The sequence below is a fragment of the Caballeronia sp. RCC_10 genome (assembly GCF_041360715.1).
In the GTDB taxonomy this organism is placed as follows: Bacteria; Pseudomonadota; Gammaproteobacteria; order Burkholderiales; family Burkholderiaceae; genus Caballeronia; species Caballeronia grimmiae.
The window spans coordinates 72155-87114 of the sequence record NZ_JBFUPT010000005.1; the positions used below are offsets into that span (position 1 = coordinate 72155).

Consider the following 14960-nt stretch of genomic DNA (forward strand, 5'->3'; position numbering starts at 1 on the left):
ATCAATCGTCGAGCGGATCGCGCTCCGTCTGACACTTCCAGCATACGGTGAACTGCGGTTCGAGCCACTCGCCGCAATGCTTGCACTTCCAGGGCCGGGCGTTGACGTCCGGCCCTCTTTGCGCACGGTCGAGAAGACGCTGCGCCAGCGTTTCGTCGCGGTCATCGACGATCCAGATTTCCGGCGCGCACTGATCCGCTGGAATTTCGCCCATTGCGCCGTTCAGATAGCGGTTATGAAGTTCGCACGGCACGCCCGCCGTCTTCAGCACGTTCACCCAGTGATGCGCGGTGATGAGATTGGGCGCGCGCGTGAGCCGTTTCATCGCACGATCTGGCTGGCTTCGTGGACCAGTTGCGCATATAGCGCGTGGCGCTCTGGCCGGATCTTTCCGGCCTCGACCGCTTCGAGCACTGCGCAGCCCGGCTCGTGCAGGTGATGACAGTTATAGAACCGGCAATGCCCGAGATAGGGCCTGAAATCCGCGAACGCGCGCTCGAGCTGGCCTTCGGACAGGTGATGAAGGCCGAACTCCTGAAAGCCGGGTGAATCGATCAGCGAACCGCCGCCCGGCAGCGCATAAAGGCGCGTGAATGTCGTCGTGTGCCGGCCGCTGTTGAGCGCGGACGAGATCTCGCGGGTGGCGGCGTCGGCATCGGGGACGAGCAGGTTCACGAGCGTCGACTTGCCCATGCCGGACTGACCGAGCAGGATGGTCGAGCGATCTTTCAGATGGGCGTCGAGTTGAGGATGCACGTCGCCCGGCTGCGTTTTCGCCGATAGCTCGATCACCGTGTAACCGAGCTTGCGATACGGCGCGAGCCGCTCGCGCGCCAGCGTCAACGCGCCTTCCACGTCGATCTTGTTGAGCACGATCAGCGATTGCAGCCCATGCGCTTCGGCCGCGATCAGGGCGCGCCCGAGCAGGTCTTCGCTGAAATGAGGCTCGGTGGCGAGCACGACGAGCAGTTGATCGAGGTTCGCCGCGAACAGCTTCGACTTGAACTGGTCGGATCGATAAAGCAGATTGCGCCGCTCCCCGATCTCGACGATCACTCCCTGATCCGCCGACGACTGCTCGTACACCACATGATCGCCGACTGCGACTTCGCTGCGCTTGCCGCGCGGAAAGCACTGGAGCATCGCGCCGCCATCGCTCGGCCTGACGAGATAATGCCGACCGTGCGCGGCGATCACCGTGCCCGTGAGCCGTCCGGCCGCCGCCGCGTCGCCCTTGCGCGTCGAACGCGCGGTCATGCGGCGTGCTGCATCAGACGATCGATGCGTTGCGATGCCGGCGGATGCGAATAGTAAAACGCGGTGTAGAGCGGATCGGGTGTGAGCGTCGACGCGTTATCTTCGTAGAGCTTGACGAGCGCGTTGACGAGATCCTTCGGATCGGTCTGGCTGGCTGCGAAGGCATCCGCTTCGAATTCGTTCTTGCGCGATGTCAGGCTGCCCAGCGGCGTGATGAAGAACATGAATACGGGCAGCACCAGCATGAAGAGCACGAGCGCGAGCCCGTTATTGCTGCCGATGAGCGAAGGCCGCACGCCGAGTCCTTCGTAGAACCACACGGTCTGTGCGAGCCAGCCGAGCAGCGCGAGCATGACGAGGCTGATGCCGAACATGACGAGCATCAGCTTCAGCACGTGACGGCGCTTGAAGTGGCCGAGTTCGTGCGCGAGCACGGCTTCGATCTCGCTGCCCGACAGGCGCGCGAGGAGCGTATCGAAGAAAACAATGCGCTTGGTCGCGCCGAAACCGGTGAAATACGCGTTCCCGTGGGCCGAGCGGCGGCTGCCGTCCATCACGAAGAGGCCTTTCGCCGCGAAGCCCGTGCGCGACATCAGATTTTCGATGCGCGCGACCAGCGCCTCGTCCTTCAGCGGCTCGAACTTGTTGAAGAGCGGGGCAATGAAGGTGGGATAGATGATCATCGCGAGCAGCTGGAACGCAACCCAGACCATCCACGTCCAGAGCCACCAGTAGGCGCCCGCGCGATCCATCAGCCACAGCGTCAACAGCAGAAGCGGCGCGCCGACGAGCACGCCGATCAGCGTGCCCTTCACGAGGTCCGCGAAGAACAGCTTCTTCGTCATGCGATTGAAGCCGAATTTCTCTTCGATCACGAACTGGCGGAAGTAGTCGAATGGCAAGTCGATGATGCTCGTGATCGCCACCACCGACGCCACCAGCGCGATCTGCCCGAGATAGCCGCGCCCGAGCCACGCGGTGATCGCGTTGTCGAGCGCCTGCACGCCGCCGAGCAGCGTCAGCGCGACGAGCACGACGGCGCTCGTCACCACTTCGATCATCGTGAGCCGCGTGCGCTCGACGGTGTAATCCGCCGCGCGTTGATGCGCGGTCAGCGGGATCGTGCCGGTGAACTGCGGCGGCACGTCATTGCGATGCGCGGCGACGTGCCGGATCTGGCGTGACGCCAGCCACAGCTTGGTCGAAACCATCGCGACCAGTGCAACGACGAAGATCGTCGAGAAAGCGAGAGTGAGGTTGGTCATCCGGGAATTCCGATTGAACTATGCGAGAATTATAGGTTCTTGGCTCTGCCGCCGTTGTCACATCATGCCATTGCCAACCGGCGCGCACGCGGCCTCACTTCTTCCTCAGGCATCGTCCATGACCGACTCTTCCAACGTTCCCGGCGTCGAACCCGTGCTCGCGCGCAGCGACATGAACCTCGTGTGGCTCGACATGGAGATGACCGGGCTCGATCCCGACAATGACCGCATCATCGAGATTGCGGTGGTCGTGACGAACTCGACGCTCGACAAGATGGTGGAAGGCCCGGTCCTCGCGATTCATCAATCGGAAGAGGCGCTCGGACGCATGGACGAGTGGAACCGCAATACGCATGGGCGCTCGGGGCTGACCGAGCGCGTGAAGGCGTCGACGGTGAATGAAGCCGAAGCCACGCGGCAGATTCGTGAGTTTCTCGGCCAGTATGTGCCGCCCGGCAAATCACCGATGTGCGGCAACTCGATTTGCCAGGACCGCCGCTTCATGGCGCGCTGGATGCCGGAACTGGAGACGTTCTTCCACTACCGCAACCTCGACGTCAGCACGCTGAAGGAGTTGTGCCGCCGCTGGCAGCCGGCGATCTACAAGGGCTTTCAGAAGCGCGCGATGCACACGGCGCTCGCGGATATCCACGAATCCATCGACGAGCTCAAGTACTACCGCGAGCATTTCCTCATTCCGTCGGCGGCCGCCGACGGGTCTTGATCCTTCGGCGGGCGAATCGCGCTTTTCGGGCGGAAGGCGGCGACCACTTCGGCCCGCGTTTCGATGTACGGCCCGCCGATCAGGTCGATGCAGTACGGCACCGCCGCGAAGATGCCCGGCACGGCGGTCTTGCCCTCGGCGTCCTTCACCCCTTCCAGCGTTTCACGGATCGACTTCGGCTGTCCCGGCAGATTGATGACGAGCGCGGCATGGCCGTTCGTCTCGCGGATCACCGCGACTTGCCGCGACAGGATCGCGGTCGGCACGAAGTTGAGGCTGATCTGGCGCATCTGCTCCCCGAAGCCCGGCATCTCCTTCGTCGCGACGGCCAGCGTGGCTTCCGGCGTCACGTCGCGGCGCGCGGGGCCGGTGCCGCCCGTCGTTAGGACGATATCGCAGCCGAAGGTATCGACGAGTTCGACGAGCGTCGCGGAGATGGTCGCGGCGTCGTCCTGAATCAGCCGCGTCTCGGCGCGCCACGGCGATTCCAGCGCCTCGCCGAGCCACGCCTGCAGCGCCGGCAAGCCCTTGTCCTCATACACGCCTTGCGATGCGCGATCGCTGATCGAAACGAGCCCGACGATCAACTCGTCGGGATGATTACGCTTCGGAATCATCGCCTTCCTCGGTATCGGCGGAATCGTCGTCGTCTTCGACGCCCGCCGCGTTCTTGATCCACTGGAACAGCTCCCGATAGTAGCGCGGCGGTTTCTGCTGCTCGCGCTCCTTGCGGGCGTTGCGAATCAGCGTGCGGCCTTCCTGCGCATCGACGCCCGGATGCTGACGGATGAACTCGGTCAGCGCGGCGTCGTCGGCGAGCAGCTTTTCGCGCGTCCGCTCGATCCAGTGCATCCGCGCGGTTTCCGCCTTGTTCACGCCGCGATAGGTGTCGAGCGCGGTGCGCAGCGCAGCGACCTGTTCTTCTTCCAGCGAGCGCATGACGCGCCCGACATACTGCAACTGGCGGCGCTTGCCTTCGTGATCGGTGATGCGGCGTGCTTCGCGCACGGCGTCGTCGAGGCTTTCGGGCATCGGCATACGCTTGAGCGCGTCTTTCGGCAGCGCGATCAGCGCCTCGCCCAGCTCCTGCAGCGCGTGCATGTCGCGCTTCAGTTGCGATTTGCTGGGGCGATCGTAGCCATGATCATCGGCCTCGCCGTCGTTGCGGGCGGCTTCGATCGGTTGAATGCGGGTTTTACGGTTCATGGCGTCATTGTAGCTTGCGCCTGCGGGGGACCGGGCGCGGCGGGCGCGTGATGGCGGGTGAATGCACGCGGTCCTTGCTATGATCGCGTAACGGGCCGATGCGGCACGCGAGCGTTTCGCGCATGGGCCGGCATCGGCACTGAATGACCAGAAGGAGCGCGTCGCGCTCGGCTTTTGCAGTCAACGAAACCAAGGCAACGACAAATGGCAGCAGACATCGACGTCAAGCAACGCTTTTTCCCGCATACGCAAGACGAACTGAAGGAGATCGCCTCCGACATCCTGCGCTACGCGAAGGAGTTGGGCGCGAGCGATGCCGCCACCGAAATCTCCGAAGGCGATGGCCTCTCGGTGAGCGTGCGGCGCGGCGAAGTGGAAACCATCGAGCACAACCGCGACAAGATGGTCGGCGTGACGGTGTTCATCGGCAAGAAGCGCGGCAACGCGAGCACCGCCGACTTCACGCGCGAGGCGCTGCGCGACACGGTCGCGGCGGCGTACAACATCGCCCGCTTTACGGCGGAAGACAGCGCGGCGGGGCTCGCCGAAGAGGACTTGCTCGAGAAGACGCCGCAGGATCTCGACCTTTATCACCCGTGGGAACTCGACGCCGACGAAGCCGCCGACATCGCGCGGCGCGCCGAGGACGCGGCCTTCGCCGTCGACAAGCGCATCACCAACTCGGAAGGCGCGAGCGTGTCCGCGCAGCATTCGCAGTTCGTGCTCGCGACGTCGCGCGGCTTTATGGCCGGCTATCCGTATTCACGGCATTACATTGCGTGCGCGCCGATCGCGCAAAGCGGCCGCGACATGCAGCGCGACGACTGGTACACGTCGAGGCGCGCCGCATCGGAACTGGCCGATCCCGAAGCGGTCGGGCGTTACGCGGCCCAGCGCGCGCTCGCACGCCTGAACGCGCGCAGCCTCGACACGCGCAAATGCCGCGTGCTGTTCGAAGCGCCGCTCGCGGCGGGCATTCTCGGCGCGTTCGTGCAGTCGGTGAGCGGCGGTGCGCTGTATCGCAAGACCACGTTTCTCGTCGACAGCCTCGGCAAGCCGGTGTTCGCGCCGCACATTCAGATCGTCGAAGATCCGCACGTGAGGGGCGGCATGGGCAGCGCGCCGTTCGACGAGGAAGGCGTGCGCACGCAGAAACGCAACGTGGTCGAAGACGGCGTCGTGCAGGGCTACTTCCTGTCGACGTATTCGGCGCGCAAGCTCGGCATGCAGACGACCGGCAACGCGGGCGGCTCGCACAATCTGACGATGAAGAGCACGCAGACGAAGCCCGAGGACGATTTCGAAGCGATGCTGAAGAAGCTCGGCACTGGCCTGTTGCTGACCGAGCTGATGGGGCAGGGCGTGAACTACGTGACGGGCGACTATTCGCGCGGCGCATCCGGCTTCTGGGTCGAGAACGGCCAGATTCAGTACGCGGTCGAGGAAATCACGGTCGCGAGCACGCTGCAGGAGATGTTCCGTCACATCGAGGCGATCGGCGCGGATACGGTCGTGCGCGGCACCAAGGCGATCGGCTCGGTGCTGATCGAGCGCATGACGGTCGCGGGGCAATAAGACCGTATAGCGGATAAAAGGCCCCGGACAGTTGCGACCGTCCGGGGCCTTTGTCATTCATGCGCGCCGTTCGTAGCTCACGAAGGCGAAGCCGAAATCGTTCGGGGGCGCGGCGCGATGCGGCTCGCGGGACACTTCCCGCCACTGCGACGCATCCGGTGCTTCGAACCGCGTGTTGCCGTCGAAGTCCGCGTCGATTTCAGTGACGATCATCTTGTGCGCACGGCCGATCGCGTCGCCGTATAGCTGCGCGCCGCCGATCACGAAGGCTTCCGCGGCGCCATCGGCGGCGGCGAGGGCGAGGGCGTCGTCGATGCTTGTCACCGTATCGCAACCTTCAAAGCGTAGCGTCGAATCGCGCGTCACGACGATATTGCGCCGCCCCGGCAACGGCCGGCCGATCGATTCATGCGTCTTGCGGCCCATGATGATGGGCGCGCCCATCGTCGTGCGTTTGAAAAAGGCGAGGTCTTCCGGCAGGCGCCAGGGCAGTTGGTTATCGCGCCCGATCACGCCATTGCGCGCGCGGGCGACGATCAGAGTCAGCGTCGTCATGTGCAAGTAGGATTCAGGCCGCGAAAGGCGGGGGCACGATTCTACCCCGCGCACGCGGTCCCGCGTTCCGGCGGCAATCGTCAGGCTTTGGGGAAGTCGTCCGCGGGATCGGCTTTCGTGCTCCGCGTTTCAGGCGCGATTTCGTCCCAAAGCGTAACGCTGGGCCTTGCAATTCTCGGACGTTCGCAAGCGTTCCAACTGAAACCGTCGACGGTTGCAGCGTCGTGTGCTTCAGGCAATTGCGCCTCGGCCAGTGAGTCGCGCGGTAAAAAGTTATCGAGAGCCATCTTTGACCAAGAAAGATGCCAGCAATTTATTCCGGAATCGCATTCTGGGAATAAGGTTATTGGAGGCCCGGTATGAGCACATGCGGGAAACGATTTTCGCCGTTATGCGCGGGCGCGCAAAAGAGTCCGTCGCCAGATAAGTTCAAAGCCAAATGCGTGCCATTTGCGTTTGTGCCTTGCGGTGCAAGGCACTCGGAAAGCCGCACTCAGGAAGCCGGCTTTGTTGGGCGCGAAAACGTTTCACCCGTGAAACGCTGCACCGGAAAAGCGTGAAAGCCCGCGCGATTCGGGTTAGGCTTGAGCGCAATAGAGGCGGTCATGCGACGATTTAATAAATCGGCGTTATTACCTGCCGACGCACAGCCAGCAAGGACTTTCGGCTAATTCGGCGGCCGTTCGGCATATCTGTTTTCGCCGTTTCTGGGTTATAGTAGTCTCTCGACTGCGGCGCAGAATCATACAAAAAGGGTTTCGCGGAAGGGGCGCAGGTGTTACCTGCACCGTGTTCCCGGGGGCAACGTATTGAAATTGCAAGTCCGTTCGCAGCACGTGCGAGGACAACGAAGTCTGCATGTAGCGCGAGCCTGAACTACGCGACCTTTTCAACGAACGTTGAACCAAGGATCTGAATAATGGACGTCGCTCGGCGGCAACTCATCTATGTAACTCGCGATCCAAGCGAGACGCTATGCGCGCGATTCGAGGAACGCGGCTGGCAAATCGAAATCGTGGCGAGCGCGCGCGACACGCGTAAAGCCTTGCGCAGCGATCTGGCAATGGGCGGGCTGCTCGACCTGTCGAGTCACTTCGAATCACACGAACTGGCGGCGTTCGAATCGTCGCTGACCATGACCAATGTCGGCTGGGTCGCCGCGACCGTCTCCGGCCAACTCGAAGACGCCGCCGTGCGCCGGCTGATCCGCGACTATTGCTTCGATTATGTGACGCTGCCGACGTCGAATGACCGCATCGTCGATTCCGTCGGCCACGCTTATGGCATGGTCGCCCTGCACGACGCCGCGTCGAACGATCCGCGCACCGAAGGCCGCGCCGAAGGCGAAATGGTCGGCTCGTGCGACGCGATGCTCGCGCTGTTCCGCTCCATCCGCAAGGTCGCGATGACGGACGCGCCCGTGTTCATCTCGGGCGAATCGGGCACCGGCAAGGAACTGACGGCGGTCGCCATCCACGAGCGCTCGGCGCGCCGGGACCAGCCGTTCGTTGCGATCAACTGCGGGGCGATTCCCGCGCATCTGCTGCAATCGGAGCTTTTCGGCTACGAACGCGGCGCGTTCACGGGCGCGAATCAGCGCAAGATCGGGCGCGTCGAAGCCGCGAACGGCGGCACCTTGTTCCTCGATGAAATCGGCGACTTGCCGCTCGAAAGCCAGGCGAGCCTGCTGCGCTTCCTGCAGGAGCGCAAGGTCGAGCGTCTCGGTGGACACGGCTCCACCCCGGTGGACGTTCGCATCATCTCGGCGACGCACGTCGACATGCAGACCGCGATGATCGAAGGACGCTTCCGCGCGGACTTGTATCACCGTCTTTGCGTGTTGCAGATCGACGAGCCGCCGCTGCGGGCGCGCGGCAAGGACATCGAACTGCTCGCGAAGCACATGCTCGATCGCTTCAAAAAAGACGCGAGCCGTCGTCTGCGCGGTTTCTCGCCGTGCGCGATCGCCGCGATCCACAACTACGGCTGGCCGGGCAACGTGCGCGAGCTCATTAACCGCGTGCGGCGCGCCATCGTGATGTCCGAAGGCCGTCAGATCACCGCGCGTGATCTCGAGCTCGGCGAGTACGTCGAAGTCGCGCCGGTGTCGCTGGCGCAGGCGCGGGAAGCGGCGGAGCGGCAGGCCATCGAACTCGCGCTGCTGCGCCATCGCGGACGGCTCGGCGATGCCGCGCATGAACTCGGCATTTCGCGCGTCACGCTGTATCGGCTGCTGAGCGCGCATGGCATGCGCCACATCGAAGTCGACGCCCCGCCGGAGCACGCCACGCGCGGCTGACGCACGCCGCGTCGCTGCACGAAACGGGCGCCGCAAGGCGCCCGTTGTCTTTTGCGCGACGCAAAGCAGCGCATTGTCCCGCTTGGTAAAATTGCTCTCTTAGCGCGGCTCGTGCCGGCATCCAAGGAACATCAATGAAACAGTATCTCGAGCTCGTCCAGACGATCCTCGATACCGGCACCTGGCAGGAAAACCGCACCGGCATCCGCACGATCAGCATGCCGGGCGCGATGTTGCGCTTCGACTTGCAGCAAGGCTTTCCGGCCGTGACGACGAAGAAGCTTGCGTTCAAATCCGCGATCGGCGAAATGGTGGGCTTCTTACGCGCGTCGCGCAGCGCCGCGGACTTTCGCGCGCTCGGCTGCAAGGTCTGGGACGCGAACGCGAACGAAAATCCGCAGTGGCTCGAGAATCCGTATCGCCAGGGAACGGATGATCTCGGCGATGTGTACGGCGTGCAATGGCGCCAATGGCCGGCCTACAAGCTGATCGACGCGAGCGCAGGCGACCAGATCGCCGATGCGACCAATCGCGGCTATGAACTGGTGACGAGTTTCGTCGAAAGCGGGCGCGAGAAGGTGCTGCTTTACAAGGCGATCGACCAGTTGCGCCAGTGTCTCGATACGATCATCGAACGCCCGACCGACCGGCGCATTCTGTTTCATGCCTGGAATCCCGCCAAGCTCGACGAGATCGCGCTACCCGCGTGTCACCTGCTGTATCAGTTCCTTCCGAACGTGACGAAGCGCGAAATCTCGCTGTGCCTATATATCCGCAGCAACGACGTCGGGCTGGGCACGCCGTTCAATCTGACCGAAGGCGCGGCGCTCCTGCATCTGGTCGGGCGGCTGACGGGTTACACGCCGCGCTGGTTTACGTACTTCATCAGCGACGCGCACATCTACGAAAATCAACTCGATATGCTAGGCGAGCAGTTGAAGCGCGAGCCGTATCCCGCGCCGCAGCTCATCATCTCCGACCGCGTGCCGGACTACGCGGTCACGAAGAAATACGAACCGGAGTGGCTGGAAAAGGTCGAGCCGACGGACTTCGCGCTGGAAGGGTATCGGCATCATGATCCGATCAGTGCGCCGATGGCCGTCTGATCCGGCGTTGGGCGATGTCACGAAGCGCGGCCACGGCCGCGTTTTTTACGCCTGTCGCCCAGTGAAGAAGTCGTCGAAATGCCGATGTCCGGCGGGCGTCACGCGCAGCACGCGACGCTTCGCCGTGCGCTCGATCCAGCCGTGTTCCTCGCACGCATGAAGCAGCGCCGCGCCCAAAGCGCCGCCCAGGTGCGGACGGCGCTCGCTCCAGTCGATGCACGTGCACGCAAAGCGCCGGCGCCGCGCCCGCTGCGCCTTCATGTCGATGCCCAGCTCCGCGAACGCCTGTATGCCGTCGGGCGTGGCGTCGAGCGTGCCGGGGCCGTGCATCGCCGCTGCGAGCCAGTTGCGCGCGATCATGCCGTCGAAGATCCGCACCGCCAGTTCGCCTGCAAGATGGTCGTAGCAGGTGCGGGCGTAGCGCATGTCGAGCGGCACGGCGCTCGGGCGATGCTCCGGCGCGCGTTGCGGCGCGCTCGCGCGAGCCAGATTTGCGAGCGCTTCGATGGCCGCCGCGATATCCGCCGTCGCGATCCTGTAATAGCGATGCCTTCCGCTGACTTCGAGCGCCAGCAGCCCGCCCTCGGTCAGACGCGCGAGATGCCCGCTCGCGGCGGACGGCGAGACGCCCGCGATCATCGTCAGTTCGCCGGCGGGGCGCGCCGCGCCGTCCATCAGCGACCACAGCATGGCGGCGCGGCCCGGATCGGCGAGCAAGGCGCCGATGCGCGAGAGGCCGGGAAAATGGCGGGCGCGTGAGTCGTCGTTGTTCATGTCGCTGCTGCCACGAAGGGTAGAGGCTTCCATCGTAGCGCGCGCCGGCAACCGACGTTTCACATTGGGATGAAATGTCGATGCAGCCGCCCCGGCGCTAGAATGGCCGCATTGCCTCGAATGCACGTCTGAAGGGGATTCGCATGTCCAAACTCATCATCGCCGCCGCGCTCGGCGTTCTCGTTGTCTGCGCGGGATGCGCGGGCGGACCGTCGTCATCGTCGGCGAGGTCGGGTGGCAGCATCACGATGTACGGCACCATCGATCAGGGCATCACGGTTCACGACTAGCCGCACTTTTTGCGGCCCTATAATCGGCGCTTCGTCCATCCGCTTTGCTTCCCGCCATGAACTCGCCGATCCAACCTTCCGCATCACCTTTGCCGTCCGCCGTGCGCGAGGGCCGTGCCGAAACCACGTTCCGTTTCCTCGCCGAGCCGACATCGGTCAACTTCGGCGGCAAGGTGCACGGCGGCGCGCTGATGAAATGGATCGACGAAACCGCCTATGCGTGCGCCGCGATGTGGTCGGGCCGCTATGCGGTCACGGTGAGCGTCGGCAATATCCGTTTCAGGCGGCCCATTCTGGTCGGCAATCTCGTGGAACTGCGCGCGCGCGTGGTGACGACGGGCCGCACCAGCATGCACATCCACATTTCCGTCCATGCAGGCGATCCGAAAGTCGGCGAGCTTGCGCAGACCACGGATTGCCTGATGGTGTTCGTCGCCGTCGATGAATCCGGCCAGCCGACGCCCGTCCCCGCGTTCGTACCGGAATCGGACGAAGAGAAACGCCTCGCGCGTTACGCGATGGACGTCAAGGACGCGCTCGACGCGATCGTCGAGCTGAAGCCGGAAGAAGTGGCGGCCGGCAAGGTCTGACGGCCGCTCTTTCGCGCAGGGAGCGGCTTACTTGCTGCCGACCATGTCCTGCGGCTTCACCCACTCGTCGAACTGCTGCTCGGTCACGTACCCGAGCGCGAGCGCGGCGGCTTTCAGCGTCGTGCCTTCCTTGTGCGCTTTCTTCGCGATCTGCGCGGCCTTGTCGTAGCCGATGTGCGGATTGAGCGCGGTCACCAGCATCAGCGATTCATTCAGCAGGCTGTCGATGCGCGACTCGTTCGCCTCGATGCCCACAGCGCAGTTGTCGTTGAAGCTCCGCGCGCCGTCCGCGAGCAGCCGCACGGACTGCAGTACGTTGTGCGCGATCATCGGGCGGAACACGTTCAGCTCGAAATTGCCGCTTGCCCCGCCGATGTTCACCGCGACGTCGTTGCCGAAGACCTGACAGCAGAGCATGGTCACGGCTTCCGACTGCGTCGGGTTGACCTTGCCCGGCATGATGGAACTGCCCGGCTCGTTCTCCGGAATCGACAATTCGCCAAGCCCGCAGCGCGGCCCGCTCGCGAGCCAGCGAATATCGTTGGCGATTTTCATCAGGCTCGCGGCGACGGTTTTCAGTGCGCCGTGCGCGGCGACGAGCGCATCGGCGGCGGCCATCACTTCGAACTTGTTGGGCGCGGTCTCGAAGGGCAGGCCCGTGAGCTTGGCGATCGCCTGCGCGACTTTCGCCGCGAATTCCGGATGCGCGTTCAGGCCCGTGCCGACCGCCGTGCCGCCCTGCGCGAGCTGGTAGAGATGCGGCAGCGTCGCTTCGACGTGACGGACGCCCTGATCCAGTTGCGCGACATAGCCGGAGAACTCCTGCCTGAGCGTGAGCGGCGTCGCGTCCTGCAAGTGCGTGCGGCCGATCTTCACGATATTGGCGAACTGCTTCGACTTCTTGTCGAGCGTATCGCGCAGCGTTTTCAGCGACGGCACCAGATGCTTGACGATCGCGTAAGCGGCGGCGACGTGCATCGCGGTCGGGAACACGTCGTTCGATGACTGGCCGCGGTTCACGTCGTCGTTCGGATGCACGAGGCGCTCTTCGCCGCGCGGCCCGCCGAGAATCTCGCTCGCGCGATTGGCGATCACCTCGTTCAGATTCATGTTGGTCTGCGTGCCGGAACCCGTCTGCCAGACCGCGAGCGGAAATTCATCGGGATGCTTGCCGTCGATGATCTCGTCGGCGGCCTGCATGATCGCCTGGGCCTTTTTGGCGTCGAGCTGCTTGAGTTCCGCGTTCACTTCGGCGGCTGCGCGCTTGACGATCGCGAGCGCCGTGATCAGCTCGGGCGACTGCTTTTCGGTCGAAATCTTGAAGTTCTGCAAAGAGCGCTGCGTCTGCGCGCCCCATAGCTTGCCGTTCGGCACGGCGATCTCGCCGAACGTGTCCTTCTCCATGCGTACATCGCCTTGCGCGTTCTGTGTCATGGCCTGAATTTCCGAAAGAGGTTGATCAAAGCTGCTTGTCGACGGGCAGCATCATGAAGAGGCCCGTCATCAGGTTGCGATACAGGCCGGCCTCCGGATCGTAGTAATAGGTGACCGTCCCGGTGTCTTCTTGCGTCGTCCACACGAGGCCGGATTGCGGCGAGCCCGTGCGGCGCAGTTCCGCCATCACCGCCGCGCTCGCGAGTTCGACGCGATAGCTCGCTTGCGGCGAGATTCCGCGGTCGAACAGGCCGGCGGCTTGTTCGGCGATTGGCTTGCTGTGAATCACGAGCGCCAGTTCGGTGTTGAGCTGCGCCGAGCGCGGGTCGAGATTCATCGAACCGATCACGAGGATACTCCGATCGATCACACACGCCTTCGCGTGCAGGCTCGCGCGCGACTTCGATCCGAACAGTCCGGCGGTCGGCCGGCCTTCGCCTTCGGCCTGCATCGGCTTGAATTCGTATAGTTCTACGCCGTTTTGCAGCAGCGGAACGCGATACGGCGCGTAGCCCGCCTGCACCGCGACGGCGTCGGTGGCGGCGAGCGAGTTGGTCAACACCGCGACTCGGACGTGCCGCCGCGTGAGATCGCCGAGCGCCTTCACGCCGGCGTCGTGCGGCACGAAATACGGCGACAGGATCAGAAACTCCTTCTGCGCGTTCTTGAGCAGATCGGCAAGGCGCGTCAGCGGCGGGCTTTTGTAGTCGTCACTCGGATGCTCGATCTTCGACGGCGAATCGACATGGAATTCAGTCGGCGCCCAGTAAAGGCCCATTTGCTCGCGTGCGATCTGCTGGTCGAGCGGCGTCGCGTTGAGCGGCTTGGCGTTGAGCGGGTCGGCGTTGGCGCGCCAGTGCGCGCGGAGTTCTTCGCGCGTCTTGTCGAGATCGGCGGGATCGAATTTCTGCTTGTTCAGCACGCGCCGCGGATAGGAAACCGTGCTGTTCCAGTAGTCGTCGAAACTCGCGGATATCTGCTGCGTGACGGGGCCGGCGACGAACGCGTCGAGGTCGCGAAACTGCAGCGTCGGACTGGCGCTGAAGTATTCGTCGCCGAGATTTCGCCCGCCGACGATGGCGATCTGGTTGTCCGCGATCATCGCCTTGTTGTGCATGCGGCGCGTGAAGTGATCGAGGTTCGTGAAGAAGTTGCGCGTGCGCTCGGAGAAGCTCCGCTGCGCGCTGCCATACGGATTGAAGACGCGGATCTCGATGTTGTGATGCGAATCGAGCGCCGCCATGATGCGGTCGATATCCTTGAAGTTCAGATCGTCGACGAGCATACGTACGCGCACGCCGCGATCGGCGGCATGAAGCGCGGCGCCCAGCAACAGCTTCCCGGTGTTGTCTTCCTCGGCGATGTAGTACTGCATGTCGAGGGTTTTCGACGCTGCGCGGGCGAGCGCGACGCGGGCCTGCAGCGCATCGGTGCCGGTTGGCAGTAGGCGCACGGCGGATTCGCCGGGATGCTGCTTTTCGAGCGGCGCCAGCGCGTTGGCCAGCGGCGTCGCTGCGGTTGCGGCCAGCGCGTGCGTCTGCGGACGAGCGAAAGCCGTCGCGGGCGGGCGGGTCGCACAGGCGTTGAGAGTGACAGTAAGGGCGAGCGCGGCTAACGCTGCGATGGATCTTGCCCGTGTATTTCGCGTTTTAACGTGCGCCGCTTCTGATGCGGCTTTCGACATTCCCCGGCTTTCCGACACTTAGCGCCCTCTCTTTTGATTGTTTAGAGGCGGCTCGGCTGGTTGCGAGCGCGTTGGTTGTGTCATGGTAACGGAGCAAGAAGTGTGCGCGCCGAGAACTCGCTTATGAAAAGCAGCGACGTCCTTCGACGAACCGCCGCCCGGCCTGAGTGTCACTTCGACTTTGGCCTCATGTGCGCGCCC

The 14960-nt window shown here is 63.9% G+C and carries 15 protein-coding genes; 6 read left to right on the forward strand and 9 right to left on the reverse strand.

The window, feature by feature from the left end:
* Position 1: 1 nt before the first annotated feature.
* The 3 genes from AB6804_RS11850 to AB6804_RS11860 are packed head-to-tail and all read right to left on the reverse strand — an operon-like array spanning position 2 to position 2522.
* On the reverse strand, positions 2-325 hold the full coding sequence (locus AB6804_RS11850) for a DUF2007 domain-containing protein (RefSeq protein ID WP_370886626.1): 324 nt from the start codon (positions 323-325) through the stop codon (positions 2-4).
* Positions 322-1257, reverse strand: a complete 936-nt coding sequence (rsgA, locus tag AB6804_RS11855) for a ribosome small subunit-dependent GTPase A (RefSeq protein ID WP_370886627.1) — start codon at positions 1255-1257, stop codon at positions 322-324. Before rsgA ends, AB6804_RS11850 begins: the two co-directional genes overlap by 4 nt.
* Positions 1254-2522, reverse strand: a complete 1269-nt coding sequence (locus tag AB6804_RS11860) for a M48 family metallopeptidase (protein ID WP_244794310.1) — start codon at positions 2520-2522, stop codon at positions 1254-1256. Before AB6804_RS11860 ends, rsgA begins: the two co-directional genes overlap by 4 nt.
* Positions 2523-2640: 118 nt before the next feature.
* On the opposite strand from AB6804_RS11860, the gene orn reads away from it, so the two are divergent.
* Positions 2641-3246 carry an oligoribonuclease gene (orn, locus tag AB6804_RS11865; RefSeq protein WP_370886628.1) on the forward strand — a complete coding sequence of 202 codons (606 nt, stop codon included), beginning with the start codon at positions 2641-2643 and terminating at the stop codon, positions 3244-3246.
* On the opposite strand, the gene mog is transcribed toward orn, so the two are convergent.
* Both mog and yjgA read right to left on the reverse strand, forming a co-directional pair.
* A complete protein-coding gene (gene mog, locus AB6804_RS11870) occupies positions 3198-3863 on the reverse strand; it encodes a molybdopterin adenylyltransferase (RefSeq protein ID WP_370886629.1) in 666 nt (221 codons plus the stop codon). The genes orn and mog overlap by 49 nt on opposite strands.
* Positions 3847-4452 (reverse strand): ribosome biogenesis factor YjgA, encoded by a 606-nt coding sequence (yjgA, locus tag AB6804_RS11875; protein WP_370886630.1) that lies wholly within the window; start codon positions 4450-4452, stop codon positions 3847-3849. The genes mog and yjgA overlap by 17 nt, the downstream gene beginning before the upstream one ends.
* A gap of 204 nt (positions 4453-4656) precedes the next feature.
* On the opposite strand from yjgA, the gene pmbA reads away from it, so the two are divergent.
* A complete protein-coding gene (pmbA, locus tag AB6804_RS11880) occupies positions 4657-6027 on the forward strand; it encodes a metalloprotease PmbA (RefSeq protein ID WP_035959646.1) in 1371 nt (456 codons plus the stop codon).
* Positions 6028-6084: 57 nt separating this feature from the next.
* Here pmbA and AB6804_RS11885 read toward each other — a convergent pair whose 3' ends face one another.
* The gene (locus tag AB6804_RS11885) at positions 6085-6582 is read right to left on the reverse strand and encodes a dihydrofolate reductase (RefSeq protein WP_370886631.1); all 498 of its coding nucleotides are present in this window, start codon (positions 6580-6582) and stop codon (positions 6085-6087) included.
* 919 nt (positions 6583-7501) lie between these two features.
* On the opposite strand from AB6804_RS11885, the gene AB6804_RS11890 reads away from it, so the two are divergent.
* A complete protein-coding gene (locus AB6804_RS11890) occupies positions 7502-8881 on the forward strand; it encodes a sigma-54 dependent transcriptional regulator (RefSeq protein WP_035959644.1) in 1380 nt (459 codons plus the stop codon).
* Between the two features lie 134 nt (positions 8882-9015).
* Positions 9016-9987 carry a thymidylate synthase gene (locus AB6804_RS11895; RefSeq protein ID WP_370886632.1) on the forward strand — a complete coding sequence of 324 codons (972 nt, stop codon included), beginning with the start codon at positions 9016-9018 and terminating at the stop codon, positions 9985-9987.
* Between the two features lie 45 nt (positions 9988-10032).
* Here AB6804_RS11895 and AB6804_RS11900 read toward each other — a convergent pair whose 3' ends face one another.
* A complete protein-coding gene (locus AB6804_RS11900; protein WP_370886633.1) occupies positions 10033-10761 on the reverse strand; it encodes an ArsR/SmtB family transcription factor in 729 nt (242 codons plus the stop codon).
* Between the two features lie 143 nt (positions 10762-10904).
* Here AB6804_RS11900 and AB6804_RS11905 point away from each other — a divergent pair, with 143 nt between their 5' ends.
* A complete protein-coding gene (locus AB6804_RS11905) occupies positions 10905-11051 on the forward strand; it encodes a hypothetical protein (protein WP_370886634.1) in 147 nt (48 codons plus the stop codon).
* Between the two features lie 56 nt (positions 11052-11107).
* Positions 11108-11641, forward strand: coding sequence for an acyl-CoA thioesterase (locus AB6804_RS11910; RefSeq protein ID WP_244794318.1), 534 nt, complete (start codon positions 11108-11110; stop codon positions 11639-11641).
* A gap of 27 nt (positions 11642-11668) precedes the next feature.
* Here AB6804_RS11910 and fumC read toward each other — a convergent pair whose 3' ends face one another.
* Both fumC and AB6804_RS11920 read right to left on the reverse strand, forming a co-directional pair.
* Positions 11669-13075, reverse strand: coding sequence for a class II fumarate hydratase (gene fumC / locus AB6804_RS11915; RefSeq protein ID WP_370886635.1), 1407 nt, complete (start codon positions 13073-13075; stop codon positions 11669-11671).
* Between the two features lie 25 nt (positions 13076-13100).
* Positions 13101-14759, reverse strand: a complete 1659-nt coding sequence (locus tag AB6804_RS11920) for a phospholipase D family protein (RefSeq protein ID WP_370886636.1) — start codon at positions 14757-14759, stop codon at positions 13101-13103.
* Between the last annotated feature and the right edge of the window lie 201 nt (positions 14760-14960).

Bases quoted from the DNA above. Each gene is read 5' to 3' on its own strand.
- AB6804_RS11905 (WP_370886634.1), top strand. From the start codon at position 10,905: ATGTCCAAACTCATCATCGCCGCCGCGCTCGGCGTTCTCGTTGTCTGC.
- orn (WP_370886628.1), top strand. From the start codon at position 2,641: ATGACCGACTCTTCCAACGTTCCCGGCGTCGAACCCGTGCTCGCGCGC.
- AB6804_RS11890 (WP_035959644.1), top strand. From the start codon at position 7,502: ATGGACGTCGCTCGGCGGCAACTCATCTATGTAACTCGCGATCCAAGC.
- AB6804_RS11900 (WP_370886633.1), bottom strand. From the start codon at position 10,761: ATGAACAACGACGACTCACGCGCCCGCCATTTTCCCGGCCTCTCGCGC.
- mog (WP_370886629.1), bottom strand. From the start codon at position 3,863: ATGATTCCGAAGCGTAATCATCCCGACGAGTTGATCGTCGGGCTCGTT.
- AB6804_RS11850 (WP_370886626.1), bottom strand. From the start codon at position 325: ATGAAACGGCTCACGCGCGCGCCCAATCTCATCACCGCGCATCACTGG.
- AB6804_RS11910 (WP_244794318.1), top strand. From the start codon at position 11,108: ATGAACTCGCCGATCCAACCTTCCGCATCACCTTTGCCGTCCGCCGTG.
- AB6804_RS11860 (WP_244794310.1), bottom strand. From the start codon at position 2,522: ATGACCAACCTCACTCTCGCTTTCTCGACGATCTTCGTCGTTGCACTG.
- AB6804_RS11895 (WP_370886632.1), top strand. From the start codon at position 9,016: ATGAAACAGTATCTCGAGCTCGTCCAGACGATCCTCGATACCGGCACC.
- AB6804_RS11920 (WP_370886636.1), bottom strand. From the start codon at position 14,759: ATGTCGAAAGCCGCATCAGAAGCGGCGCACGTTAAAACGCGAAATACA.
- rsgA (WP_370886627.1), bottom strand. From the start codon at position 1,257: ATGACCGCGCGTTCGACGCGCAAGGGCGACGCGGCGGCGGCCGGACGG.
- fumC (WP_370886635.1), bottom strand. From the start codon at position 13,075: ATGACACAGAACGCGCAAGGCGATGTACGCATGGAGAAGGACACGTTC.
- yjgA (WP_370886630.1), bottom strand. From the start codon at position 4,452: ATGAACCGTAAAACCCGCATTCAACCGATCGAAGCCGCCCGCAACGAC.
- AB6804_RS11885 (WP_370886631.1), bottom strand. From the start codon at position 6,582: ATGACGACGCTGACTCTGATCGTCGCCCGCGCGCGCAATGGCGTGATC.
- pmbA (WP_035959646.1), top strand. From the start codon at position 4,657: ATGGCAGCAGACATCGACGTCAAGCAACGCTTTTTCCCGCATACGCAA.